General features: G+C 47.8%; 9 protein-coding genes. All 9 read left to right on the top strand.

The window, feature by feature from the left end:
• The first annotated feature begins 39 nt into the window (after window positions 1-39).
• The 9 genes from ABR189_RS14935 to ABR189_RS14895 all read left to right on the top strand — a co-directional run bounded on the left by ABR189_RS14935 (window position 40) and on the right by ABR189_RS14895 (window position 12,949).
• Window positions 40-5,574: a helicase-like domain-containing protein gene (locus tag ABR189_RS14935; RefSeq protein ID WP_354661320.1), complete on the top strand. Its 5,535-nt coding sequence runs from the start codon at window positions 40-42 to the stop codon at window positions 5,572-5,574.
• Window positions 5,575-5,592: 18 nt separating this feature from the next.
• Complete coding sequence (locus ABR189_RS14930; protein WP_354661319.1) at window positions 5,593-5,910, top strand: DUF4133 domain-containing protein; 318 nt, start codon at window positions 5,593-5,595, stop codon at window positions 5,908-5,910.
• Window positions 5,911-5,943: 33 nt separating this feature from the next.
• Window positions 5,944-8,412: a TraG family conjugative transposon ATPase gene (locus ABR189_RS14925; protein ID WP_354661318.1), complete on the top strand. Its 2,469-nt coding sequence runs from the start codon at window positions 5,944-5,946 to the stop codon at window positions 8,410-8,412.
• 114 nt (window positions 8,413-8,526) lie between these two features.
• Window positions 8,527-9,201: a conjugal transfer protein TraI gene (locus tag ABR189_RS14920; protein ID WP_354661317.1), complete on the top strand. Its 675-nt coding sequence runs from the start codon at window positions 8,527-8,529 to the stop codon at window positions 9,199-9,201.
• Window positions 9,202-9,298: 97 nt separating this feature from the next.
• A complete protein-coding gene (locus tag ABR189_RS14915) occupies window positions 9,299-9,955 on the top strand; it encodes a hypothetical protein (protein ID WP_354661316.1) in 657 nt (218 codons plus the stop codon).
• Complete coding sequence (locus tag ABR189_RS14910) at window positions 9,952-10,590, top strand: TerB family tellurite resistance protein (protein ID WP_354661315.1); 639 nt, start codon at window positions 9,952-9,954, stop codon at window positions 10,588-10,590. The genes ABR189_RS14915 and ABR189_RS14910 overlap by 4 nt, the downstream gene beginning before the upstream one ends.
• A gap of 11 nt (window positions 10,591-10,601) precedes the next feature.
• A complete protein-coding gene (traJ, locus tag ABR189_RS14905) occupies window positions 10,602-11,810 on the top strand; it encodes a conjugative transposon protein TraJ (protein WP_354661314.1) in 1,209 nt (402 codons plus the stop codon).
• A 30-nt stretch (window positions 11,811-11,840) separates the two neighbouring features.
• The gene (gene traK, locus ABR189_RS14900; RefSeq protein ID WP_354661313.1) at window positions 11,841-12,449 is read left to right on the top strand and encodes a conjugative transposon protein TraK; all 609 of its coding nucleotides are present in this window, start codon (window positions 11,841-11,843) and stop codon (window positions 12,447-12,449) included.
• A gap of 17 nt (window positions 12,450-12,466) precedes the next feature.
• On the top strand, window positions 12,467-12,949 hold the full coding sequence (locus tag ABR189_RS14895) for a hypothetical protein (RefSeq protein ID WP_354661312.1): 483 nt from the start codon (window positions 12,467-12,469) through the stop codon (window positions 12,947-12,949).
• The last annotated feature ends 1 nt before the right edge of the window (window position 12,950 follow it).

Below are 12,950 nucleotides of genomic sequence, written 5' to 3'. Positions count from 1 at the left end.
GCCATAAAAGAAAACGTGTAGTGTGAAAAATGTGTGGTTATGGCTTACAATGTCTCCCAGAAATTACAGGATAATATCCATGCAATCCGTATAGCGTTGGATCATGAGCGTGGTGTTCCGCTTACTGCGGAAGATGTCAGCCGCCTGAAAAAATATGCAGGCTTTGGCGGCATCAAGGCCATTCTGTATCCCTATGGTACTACCGAGGCCTGGCTGCAGGCTGGTGCGACCAAAGAAGACCTGAAGCATTACGGTAAAATGATGCAGTTGCATGACCTGCTCAAAGCAAACTATGACGATACCAACTATAAGGAAATTATTGCTTCGCTGCGTAACAGTGTCCTTACCGCATTCTATACCCCGGAGGTCGTACCACAGACATTATACAGTGTATTAAAACAGCAAGGCATAGAACCCAAACGGCTGTATGAACCGTCTGCCGGTTCGGGTGTATTTGTTAGTGAAGCAGTGACAGCCTTTGCCGGGTTGGAACAGGTTACCGCCGTGGAAAAAGACCGGTTGAGCGGACTGGTGCTGTCTGCAATCAACAGCAGCCTTTCCGTTGAGACCAAAACACATATCACCGGATTTGAGCAGGCTCCCGTAACCGATAACGGCAGTTACGATCTGATTGTGAGCAATATTCCTTTCGGCAATTTTTCGGTGTATGATGAAGCGTATCCCGATAAAGAGCTATCAGGTAAGATACACAACTATTTTTTTGCCAAAGGACTGGACAAGCTGGCTGAAGGCGGCCTGATGGCCTATATTACCACTGATGCTTTTTTAAACAGCCCGTCCAACCTTTCGACAAGACGATATCTTTTTGACCGTTCTGATTTTGTGTCGCTTACGGTCATGCCCGACAACCTGATGAAAGATACCGGTGGTACCGAAGCCCCAAACCATTTACTGATCGTACAGAAAAACACGGACAAGAAATCGCTTAGCAAAGATGAACAGATCCTGCTCGCTACCGATAAACAGCAAAACGAATATGGTAGCTATTACAGTAACCTGTACCTACAGGAACATCCCGATAGTATTGTCGGCAATAACATCAAGCCGGGTAAGAACCAGTACGGCAGGGCGACCGAAGTGATCTGGCAGGATGGCGATATAAGCCATATCAAAGACGCCTTGTATGCAAGCCTTGTTCATCAGTTTAACATCCGTTTTAATAACGAACGTTATAACCAGGCGCAGGCAGTGCAACTTGGCTCGCCGGAAACGGCAAAGCAACAACTGACCTACCTGCCTATGCCGGAAAGCAAGGCGGCCAACGTATCGGTACAGTTGGGTCTGTTCGATACCGCACCTGTGGAAACGATCAACCGGGCAATAGACTACATCAACCCACTGGATGAGACCGTAGTGCAAAAGAACAGTGCCCGCATTATCGGTACGATCCGTACCACCGATAATCCCGGTCATGAGAACGTGGTGCTGCTTACCGCCAGGCAACATAAGTCGAGCCGTTTTTTGTATAAACTTTATTCCAACGTTAAGGAAGTAAACCACCTGTCGGCCAATTGGATGAATGCCGGACTACTGGCGCATGAGCTTACAGGTATCCATAATTACCTTCAGCAGTTTAATCATGCGTTCCGCTTTGAGGGGGATCGTACACTGGAGAACTTTTTTCGTTTTGACCAGCGGGCACAGCCGTTTACCGAGCTGAAGGCTTTTTACAAGGAAGGAACGCTCATTGTCCATATGGGACAGGTTGGAAGGATCGGTAATCCTGATGCAGCATTTAAACAGGCCGATTTTCAGCCCATCGGACTACAGGCAAGCCGGGACTTTTATCAAAAATACATCGCCCTGCGTGATGGTTACCTGGAGCTTTCGGCAAAGGAAGTATCGGGGAGTAAAATAGAGCGAACAGAACGGGATGAACTGAATGCCCGGTACGGCGAATTCGTTTCGCAATATGGTGTGCTCAACAGTCCCGATAACCGCAGGCGCATATTGAAAGATACGGCCTTTGGTATGGCTACGCTGGCCTCACTGGAACGCAGGGAGGGCGAACGTTTTGTGAAGGCTGATATACTAACGGATGCCATTGTGCAGCACCGCGAGAAATTCCGGACGGAAGATCCGCTGGAAGCCCTTGCCCATAGCCTGAACGATACCGGCAAGGTAGATATGGCTTTTATCATGGCGGCAATGGGAACAGACGAACGGGAAGCAATCCAGCGGTTGGGCAACCATGTTTATCTTGATCCGGCAAACGATATCTGGGAAACCGCCGACAGGTACCTGAGCGGAAATGTTGTCGAAAAATTGCGGCAGGCAGAACAAGTGCTGGAACAAAACCCCGACAATCCGCAATACCAACGGAGCTTTGAAGCCATCGGCCATGTACAACCGGAGCGTATCCCCTTTGACTTGCTGGACTTCAATCTGGGTGAACGCTGGATACCGTTATCCTTTTACCAGCGTTTTGCTTCCGGTCTGTTTGAACAGCCAACCGACATCAACTATTTCCCATCACTGGATGCCTTCAAGGTGAGCACCGGAATGAATATGAAGATTGTCCGTGAGTTTGCCGTTACCCCTAAAAGCGGCAGAACCACCTATGGCTATACGTTACTGGAGCATGCACTGGAAAATACCACGCCCTTTTTTACCTACGAAGTGAAAATGGGTGACAAGACCCTCCGTATGCCGGACAACGAGGCGATACAACTGGCGCATCAGAAAATCGAACAGATGCGTACCGGTTTTATCGACTGGCTGAAGCAATTACCGGACGGTGAAAAGAAGCACCTGGAAAACCTGTACAACGATACCTTCAACTGTTATGTACTGCGGGAATATGAAGGTAGCCACCTGAACTTTCCGGGGCTGGACAAAAAGGCACTCGGCATCGAAGACCTGTACAGCAGCCAGAAGAATGCGGCATGGCGCATTATCCAGAACCGGGGTGCGCTGATCGACCACGAAGTGGGACTGGGTAAAACGCTGACGATGATCATAGCTGCACAGGAAATGAAGCGGCTGGGCATCGTTCATAAGCCGATGATCCTGGCCTTAAAAGCCAACGTGAACCAGATTGCCGAAACCTACAGGAAAGCCTATCCTAACGCCCGTATTCTGTTTCCCGGTGAAAACGATTTTACACCGACCAAGCGGTTGCGGCTGTTCCATGAAATCAAGAACAACAATTGGGACTGCATCATTCTGACACATGACCAGTTCGGTAAAATACCGCAGTCGCCTGAAATACAAAAACGCATCTTCCAGTCTGAACTGGATAATGTGGAACGTGACCTGGAAACGGTAAAAGACCTAGGCGGCGATATTTCCAAAAAGATGCTCAAAGGTTTGGAGATCCGCAAGAACAACCTGGAAGGACTACTGAAATCCGTGTTAAAGAATATAGCGGAAAAGAAAGACCAGGGTATCAACTTTAAGGAAATGGGTGTTGACCATTTGTTTGTGGATGAAAGCCATAAGTTCAAGAACCTGACTTTTACCACCCGTCACAACCGGGTGGCCGGGCTGGGCAACACGGAAGGCAGCCAAAAGGCACTCAACATGCTGTTTGCGGTGCGCACCTTACAAGAACGCTTTGATGCTGACCTCTGCACCACTTTTCTTTCGGGTACGCCCATCTCCAACAGCCTGACAGAAATGTACCTGCTGTTCAAATACCTGCGGCCAAAGGAAATGCAGCGGCAGCAGATCGAGAACTTCGATGGCTGGGCAGCGGTCTTTGCCCGCAAGACCACGGACTTTGAATTTTCGGTCACCAACGAAATCATTGCCAAAGAACGTTTCCGCCATTTTATCAAAGTGCCGGAACTGGCCTTGTTCTACAACGAGATCACCGATTACAAAACGGCCAAACATATCCGGCTGGACAAACCGGAGTTGCAGGAAACACTCGTCAACATCAAGCCGACACCTGATCAGAACGAGTTCATCAAAAACCTGATGGCTTTTGCCAAAACCGGAGATGGCGAACTGATCGGTCGTGGTAAGCTGACACCTGAAGAAGATAAAGGGCGGATGCTGATGGCCACCAACTACGCCAAAAAGATGGCTGCCGATATGCGGCTCATCAATGATGGGAAATACGGCGACCATCCCGATAACAAAGTGAATGTATCCGCCCGGAAGATCGCAGCAATTTACCGCGAAAGTATGGTGCATCAGGGAACACAGATCGTGTTTTCCGATATCGGTACACCAAAGCCCGATGCGTTCAACATCTATGATGCCCTGAAAGAAAAGCTGGTCAGGGATTTTAATATCCCCGAAAGGGAAATCACGTTTATCCACGACTGGACGGACAGGAAAAAGCCGGAGCTGTTTTTGAAAATGAACCGTGGAGAAATCCGCATCCTACTGGGCAGCACCGAAAAAGCCGGAACGGGATTGAACGTACAGCAACGTGTGGTGGCCATGCACCATTTGGACATCCCCTGGAAACCCTCCGAACTGGAGCAACGCAACGGTCGTGGGGCCAGACAGGGCAACCAGATTGCCAAAGTACATTTTGACAACAAGGTACAGAACTATGTCTATGCGGTGGAACAGTCGCTCGACAATTATAAGTTTAACCTGCTGAAGAACAAACAGACTTTCATCTCACAGATGAAAAACTGCGAACTCAATGTGCGCACCATTGATGAAGGGGCTATGGATGAAAAAAGCGGAATGAATTTTTCCGAATATATCGCCATCCTCTCGGGTGATACCTCACTACTCGAAAAGTCAAAGCTGGAAAAGAAAGTGGCCGTGATGGAAAGCCTGAAAGTATCGCACTTCCGGGAAGTGAGCCGTAACAAATACCAACTGGAAGGTCTTCAAAATGAAAAGGCTTCCACTACAAAAACATTGTATAAGCTGACCGCAGATGAAAAAGTGTACAAAGGGGCTTTGCAGTTGGAGAAAGATGGTGTAAAGGCAAATCCGGTGCAACTTACCGGCGTAAAAGCAACAGATAGCGAAGTCATCGGTAAACACCTCATCGACCTGTATAAAAAATGGACACCACCGGTGGCAGGTCAGCAGGAACAGCAGATCGGCAAGCTGTATGGTTTTAATCTTTATATCCGCAGGCAGCAGGATGCCTATGAGGAAAACGGGCTGTTTGAATACCGTTATTCCAACAGCTTCTATGCGCAGCGTGAAGCGGATGGCATCAAATACACCTACAATAACGGACTACCGAATACGGATAATCCCAAGCTGGCCGCCAGGCATTTTCTGAATGCCATTGACCGGGTGGAAAGCCTGAAAGAAAAATACGGCCGCAGTTTATCGGAGCTGGAGATAGAGATCCCCAAGCTGCATCAGCTTACGGTTAAACCATTTGTACAGGAGGCCGAACTACAGCAGATAAAAAGTGAGCTAGCGGGTCTGGAAAGAGAGATAGCCATCAAGATACAGGCAAACCAGTTAAAGCAGTTACAGGGAGATGAGCATAAAACGGAGCCATTAACGGAAACACCAATTGTCCCGATGCTGGAAAGAAAGATAAACGGACAGGACAAGGCAACCGAAGTGGCACTTGTGGCGGCGCAACATGCGGAACGTCCACGCAACCGCATACGGTTATAACATTTAAAAACAGAAGTCATGGCAAACAGTGTATATCCGATCAATAAGGGCATTAACCAAAGTATAGAATTTATGGGGCTGAAAGCACAGTACATCTGGTACCTGGGTGGCGGCGTAGTGGCACTGCTTATCGTGTTTGCAGTATTGTATTTTATCGGCCTGCCTTCACTGGTATGTGTAGGCATTATAGGTGCGCTCGGCACTGTGCTGGTGATGAAAATTTATAGTATGAGCAATAAATATGGGGAGCATGGGCTGATGAAGGCGCTTGCCCGAAAGCAGGTGCCCAAAGCCATCCGATCCAGGAGCAGGCGGCTGTTCCTGCGTAAGAAATAAGAAGGATTTTAAAGCAAGGTAAACAAGTGGGTTATGGAAAAAGTGTTGGATGAAATTTTACCGATCATGGATGTGGAACATGACTGCATCCTGAGCAAACAGGGAGATATTACGGTCGTGTTCAAAGCTGACCTGCCGGAGCTGTTTACGCTCTCGGATCAGGAATATGAAGCCTTTCATCAGTCATGGGTGAAGGCCATCAAGGTGTTGCCCAAACACAGCGTATTTCAGAAGCAGGATTGGTTCCTGGAAAGCGGTCACCGTCCTGATTTTACAAAGGACGACACCAGTTTTCTCAACCGTGCCAGTGAGCGTTTTTTCAATGAACGCCCCTTTCTGGAACATAGCTGTTATATCATGCTCACTAAAAAGCCGGAAGGAAGAAAAGCGGCCAGTTCGATGTTCTCCAGTCTGCTGCGCAAATCCATTGTGCCGGAAGAAACATTAAAACCCGCCATGTTGCAGGATTTTTTGGACAGTACTGGTCAGTTTGGGCGCATCCTGGAGGATAGCGGTTTTGTAAAGCTTACCCGCTTACGGGAAAGCGATCTGCGCAGCGATGCCCGCAAGGCAGGACTGATCGAACGGTATTGTTACCTCTCCGGCCGAAGTGACAGTTTTATGCTCAGTGACATTGATTTTGACGAGGGGATGCGTGTGGGCGATAAGTATTGCCAGTTGTATACACTCGGTGATGCAGCCGATCTTCCGGCGCTCTGTGGCAGCCGCATCAATTACGACCGGTACAGTACCGACCGCACCAAGTTCAGTGTAGGCTTTGCTTCCACGCTCGGACAACTGCTGCCCTGCAACCATATCTATAACCAATATATTTTCATAGAGGACGCGCAGAAGACCATCCAGAAACTGGAAAGCAAAAGGCTGCGCTTACAGTCGCTGTCCTCTTACAGCCGGGAGAACAGTATCGCTAGGGATGCGACCAACGATTTTTTGAATGAAGCTATTGGCCAGCAACGCCTGCCCGTAAAGGCACACTTCAATGTGCTGGTGTGGACGGATGACAAAGAACGGCTGAAAGACCTGAAGAACATGGTCTCTTCGGCACTCGCACAGATGGACGCCGTAGCCAAACAGGAAACCATCGGCGCACCACAGATTTTCTGGGCGGGCATTCCGGGTAACGCAGCAGACTTTCCGATGAATGACAGCTTCGATACGTTTGCCGAACAGGCCACCTGTTTTCTTAATTTGGAAACCGGCTACCGTTCCTCGCTCAGCCCGATGGGTATCCGTATGGGTGACCGGCTCACCGGCAAACCCGTGCATGTGGACATCTCGGATGAACCCATGAAAATGGGCATCTGTACCAACCGTAATAAATTTATTCTCGGCCCATCAGGTAGCGGCAAATCTTTTTTCACCAATCACATGGTGCGGAGCTATTATGAGCAGGGGACACATATTGTACTGGTGGATGTGGGACATAGCTACAAGGGCTTGTGCGATATGGTGAACGGCTATTATTTCACCTATACAGAGGATAACCCCATCCGTTTCAATCCTTTCTTTATCGGTGAAGGCGATAGCCTGGACACGGAGAAAAAGGAAAGCATCAAAACCTTACTGCTGGCACTCTGGAAGAAAGATGATGAAGCGTTCAAACGCAGCGAATATGTAGCCCTGTCCAATGCCATCAGCGGTTATTACGAATATCTCTCCAAGCACAAAAACTGCTTTCCCTGTTTTGATACTTTCTATGATTTCCTACGGGATGAATACACAAAGGTGCTGGAAGGCGACCGGGTGAAGGAAAAAGATTTTGACATTGATAATTTCCTGTACGTACTGCGACCTTATTATCGCGGTGGTGAATTTGACTACCTGCTGAATGCTACCGAAAACCTCAATCTCTTACAGGAACGCTTTATTGTTTTTGAGTTGGATAATATCAAGGATCACCCCATTCTTTTTCCAACGGTGACGATCATTATCATGGAAGTATTCATCAACAAGATGCGCAAGCTGAAAGGCATCCGTAAGATGATATTGATTGAAGAAGCCTGGAAAGCACTCATGAAAGAGGGTTTTGCAGAATACATAAAATATTTGTTCAAGACCGTCAGGAAATTTTTCGGCGAAGCCATAGTGGTGACCCAGGAAGTCGAGGACATTATTTCTTCGCCAATCGTTAAACAGGCGATCATCAACAACAGCGATTGCAAGATACTGCTTGACCAAAGCAAGTACCAGAACAAGTTTGACCAGATACAGGAACTGCTCGGTCTTACTGAAAAGGAAAAAGCACTGGTACTCTCTGTCAACAAAGCCAATGACCCGACCAAAAAATACAAAGAGGTGTTCATTTCGCTAGGTGGCATGCTCAGCAAGGTCTACCGTACCGAAGTGAGCCTGGAAGAATATTTAGCCTACACCACGGAGCAGACTGAAAAAGTGAAGCTGATGGAATACGCCGCCCGGTTTGACGGTGATATCCGAAAGGGCATCGCGGCAATGGCAGCAGATATGAGAAACAAGGGATAGCAACATAAACAGAGTATTAAAAAATAAGGACATGAAACCATCATGGTTTATTCAGAACATAGGGATGAATAAACCTGATAGCTTCATCACCACTAAAAAACAAATAATAAGCAGATGAAAAAGATATGGATCATCACATTACTGGCCACCACGCTGATGGTGGTGGCACCCACGCAGCAGAGCCATGCCATCGTATGGACGGTAGTCAAGGCAGCAGCCAAAAAAGTGATCAAGGCCATCGACCTACAGATACAGCGTTTGCAGAACAAAACGGTATGGTTACAGAATGCGCAGAAAACACTGGAGAACACGCTCAGCAAACTAAAGCTGGACGAAATATCCGACTGGACAGAAAAGCAGAAAGAGCAGTACCGCAAATATTATGAAGAACTCGCTAAGGTTAAGTCCATTATTTCCTATTACCAGCGCATCCGGGATATTACCCAAAAACAGGTTCGGCTGGTGGATGAATACAAAAGAGCATGGAACCTTATCCGACAGGACAAACATTTTACGGCGGATGAAATCGAGTACATGGCATTCGTGTATTCAGGTATCCTGGAAGAAAGCATCAAGAGCATCGACCAGATAGCCCTGATCGTAAAATCATTTACCACCACCATGAGCGATGCCAAACGGCTGGAACTGATCAACCAGGCAGCAGACCAGGTGGATATCCACTATACTGACCTCGTTCAGTTCAACCGGCAGAACATGCTGCTCAGTCTCAGCCGTGCTAAAACAGCGCATGAAGTGGAAGTTGTCAAAAGATTGTATGGGTTGGATTAAAGCAATTATTATGAAATGTCCATGATTGCCAAACACTACATCAATGAGTTTAATCTGGACATTCCATATGGCCATTAAAAAAAATAATTAAACACATATGAATAAGATACTATCGTTGTTGCTGGTGCTGATGGCTGTTTCAGGCAGCGGGAAAGCGCAAACCTTTGCCGAATGGTTCCAGCAAAAAAAGACGCAGAAAAAATACCTGATCCAGCAGATCGCTGCCTTACAGGTTTATATCGGCTACGCTAAAAAAGGTTACAACATTGCTAAAGATGGGTTGAATACCATCGGTGGGTTTACAAGAGGTGAGTTTGACCTGCATGGAGATTTTATCAATTCCCTGAAAAAAGTAAATCCCGAAATCAAACGCTATGCAAAGGTGGCCGATATCATTGCCTTACAGATGAAGATCGTACAACAATCCGGCGGTGCTTACCGGCAGTTACAACGCAGCGATATGTTCTCGGCAGGTGAGCTGTCCTATGTAAACAGGGTGCTTGGAAGACTGCTGGACGATTGTGAAAAAATACTGGATGAACTGATCACCGTTACGACTAGCGGCAAACTGGAAATGAAGGACGATGAGCGCATGGCTCGTATTGACCGGCTCTACCTGGATATGCAGGACAGCTATACGTTTAGCAAAAGTTTTACCGATGAAGCGCAGTCGCTCGCCCTCTCCCGAAAAAAAGATATAACCGATGTGTCGACCAGCCGTGCATTGCAGGGCATTAAAACCAATGAGCCATGAAAAGGATAATGATTATTGTGGTGGTAGCGATAGCTATGCTACTGCCATCAGCAAAAGCTTCGGCACAGGTCGATGAGATCGCCCAACTGGTACTGAACATCGAAAAGCTGTCCCAGTTCAAACAGATACTCAGCGACATGAAAAAAGGATATCAAATCCTCAATGGCGGTTACAATACCATCAAGGATATATCACAGGGCAATTTCAGTCTGCACAAAACATTTCTGGATGGATTGATGGAAGTAAGCCCCACCGTGCGGAACTACCGCCGGGTGGTGGAGATTGCCGATTACCAGATCACGCTGGTAAAGGAATACAAAAACGCCTACACCCGCTTCAGGAGGGATAACAACTTTAATCCGGATGAACTGGCCTACCTGGGACGTGTCTATGATAAGCTCTTCAAAGCAAGCCTGCGTAACCTGGATGAACTCCTGACCGTGGTCACTGCCGGTAAAGCCCGCATGAGCGATGATGAGCGATTACAAGCCATTGACAGGATCTATGCAGACATGCAGGACAAACTGCTGTTCCTGCGGCATTTCAATAACAATACAACGGTACTGGCCGTGCAAAGAGCAAAAGAACGAAACGATGCACAGGTCTTGCAGAAAATACATGGCGTGAACGATTAAAGCAAAAGACAATGGGAAAATATAATAAGGTGCTTGTGCTGCTGTTGATGGCTACTGCCTTACCCTTTATCGGTATGGCACAGGGAATAGCGGGTGAAATGAAAGGGATGCACGGCGTACTGGAAAAACTCTACGACCAGATGATGCCGCTGTGCAGTCAATTGATCGGCGTAGGCCGTGGACTGGCAGGGTTTGCCGCATTGTGGTATATCGCTTCACGGGTATGGGGACATCTGTCGAGGGCGGAGCCGATAGATTTTTATCCGCTCTTCCGGCCTTTTGTGATCGGCTTCTGCGTGATGGTCTTTCCTTCGGTCTTAGGGTTGATCAATGGTGTCATGAAACCCACCGTAACCGCTACGGCAGCGATGGTAGAGGGATCAGACAAAGCCATCAGTGTGCTGCTCAAAAAGAAAGAGGAAGCCATCAAAAAAACAGACGTATGGCAGATGTACGTAGGAGAAACAGGGAGTGGCGACCGCGATAAGTGGTATAAATATACCCATGATGGCGAAGATCCTTCCGATGAAGGTTTCTTTGACGGTATCGGCAACGACATCAAGTTCGCCATGTCCAAGGCTTCCTACAACTTTCGTAATTCGGTCAAGGAGTGGATGAGTGAAGTGCTGCGTGTGCTGTTTGAAGCTGCATCACTCTGCATTGACACGCTACGGACATTCCAATTGATTGTGCTGGCTATCCTCGGGCCGCTGGTATTTGGCATTGCCGTGTTTGATGGTTTTCAGCATACGCTGACGGTGTGGATCGCCCGTTACATCAATATCTTTTTATGGTTGCCGGTAGCCAACATCTTCGGCAGCATCATCGGTAAGATACAGGAGGAAATGATCAAGCTGGATATATCGCAGGTGCAGGAATACGGCGATACCTTCTTTAGCCGTACAGATGTGGCTTACCTGGTCTTTATGATCATCGGTATTATTGGCTACTTCACGGTTCCCTCTGTTGCCAATTACATTGTTCATGCCGGTGGTGGTGGCGCACTCGGAAGTAAGGTAACCAGCCTGTTCAGCAGTTCTTCACGTACGGCAGTAAACACCGCCTCTGCGGGAGCAGGAATGGTCATGGATGCGATGGGCAATGCTGCCGGAAAAATGTCGCAGAGCATGGCGGGTAGCAGCAGCTCCGGGCCCTATTTCGGGGAAGGCGGCAAAACTGGTTCAGGGTATATGAGTGATAAGTTAAAAGGAAATTCATAAGCAATAAACGGAGGTGATATGTTCAAAAAAATGAAAAATATAGATACGGCTTTTCGTCATGTCAGGGGCTTTACCTTACTGCTCATCGTGGGCTGCGTGGTGATCTGCTGTTTTGCACTGTACCGGAGCTTTAACCTGGTATCGCAGATGCAAAGCAAGGTTTATATCCTGGCTAACGGCAAGGCTTTGGAAGCCTACGGCTCGGATCGTAAGGACAATATTCCCGTAGAGGCCAGGGATCATGTAAAAACGTTCCATGTGCTGTTCTTCACGCTTGATCCCGATGAAAAAGCGATACAGTCCAATGTGACCAAAGCCCTGTACCTGGCTGACGGCACCGCCAAGCGTGCTTATGATGACCTGAAAGAAAACGGTTATTTCTCCGGGCTGATCTCGGGCAATGTCAACCAGACCATTGTGGTGGACAGCGTAGCGGTGGATATCAACGAATACCCTTACCGCTTCCGCTGTTACGGCACACAACAGATCGTGCGGCCTACCAGCATCACTACCCGAAACCTGTTGACGGAAGGCTCACTGCGCAATGTGTCACGCAGCGACAACAACCCGCATGGTTTTCTGATCGAACGTTGGAATACCATAGAGAACAGGGATATCAAAACCGTAGGCAGACGATAATTATAAAATACAGGATCATGAAACGCAAGGAAAATAAAGCGCATGGAGAACAGGAAGAAAAAAGAAATATCCTGAAAGAGAAAATGAGCAAAGGGGTTCACGTAGTGCAATCCTCCTGGGCGCAGTGGATGCTCCGGCGTACCCGTAGCATCCCGCCAAACAGGATGCGGATCATACTGATCCTCTTTGTGGTGAGTGTGGGCAGTTATTGTGCCTGGCTGACCTACGGCGGCATTACCGGCAAGTCGGTGTCCTTCTTTTCGATTACGCCCATTAAAAAACCTGCACATGCAACGGGTATGGATAGCTCACAAATAATGATACCACATTTATCGGATGCGGAGTACAAACGTATCGGCCGCTTTAGGCTGTACATGGACAGCCTTGCCCGTAGCCCGACCGGGAAGCGCATTTACGACAGTATCATTCACCATCGTCCCGGACTGATGGACAGCATCGGTTATATCGAAAAATATTACAGACAATTTAAAAACAAGTAAA

This window comes from Chitinophaga sp. H8 (assembly GCF_040567655.1).
In the GTDB taxonomy this organism is placed as follows: domain Bacteria; phylum Bacteroidota; class Bacteroidia; order Chitinophagales; family Chitinophagaceae; genus Chitinophaga; species Chitinophaga defluvii.
The sequence above is the reverse complement of the archived record's forward strand: the minus strand, read 5'-3'. Positions and strand labels throughout refer to the sequence as shown.

Bases quoted from the DNA above. Each gene is read 5' to 3' on its own strand.
- ABR189_RS14935 (WP_354661320.1), top strand. From the start codon at position 40: ATGGCTTACAATGTCTCCCAGAAATTACAGGATAATATCCATGCAATC.
- ABR189_RS14930 (WP_354661319.1), top strand. From the start codon at position 5,593: ATGGCAAACAGTGTATATCCGATCAATAAGGGCATTAACCAAAGTATA.
- ABR189_RS14925 (WP_354661318.1), top strand. From the start codon at position 5,944: ATGGAAAAAGTGTTGGATGAAATTTTACCGATCATGGATGTGGAACAT.
- ABR189_RS14920 (WP_354661317.1), top strand. From the start codon at position 8,527: ATGAAAAAGATATGGATCATCACATTACTGGCCACCACGCTGATGGTG.
- ABR189_RS14915 (WP_354661316.1), top strand. From the start codon at position 9,299: ATGAATAAGATACTATCGTTGTTGCTGGTGCTGATGGCTGTTTCAGGC.
- ABR189_RS14910 (WP_354661315.1), top strand. From the start codon at position 9,952: ATGAAAAGGATAATGATTATTGTGGTGGTAGCGATAGCTATGCTACTG.
- traJ (WP_354661314.1), top strand. From the start codon at position 10,602: ATGGGAAAATATAATAAGGTGCTTGTGCTGCTGTTGATGGCTACTGCC.
- traK (WP_354661313.1), top strand. From the start codon at position 11,841: ATGAAAAATATAGATACGGCTTTTCGTCATGTCAGGGGCTTTACCTTA.
- ABR189_RS14895 (WP_354661312.1), top strand. From the start codon at position 12,467: ATGAAACGCAAGGAAAATAAAGCGCATGGAGAACAGGAAGAAAAAAGA.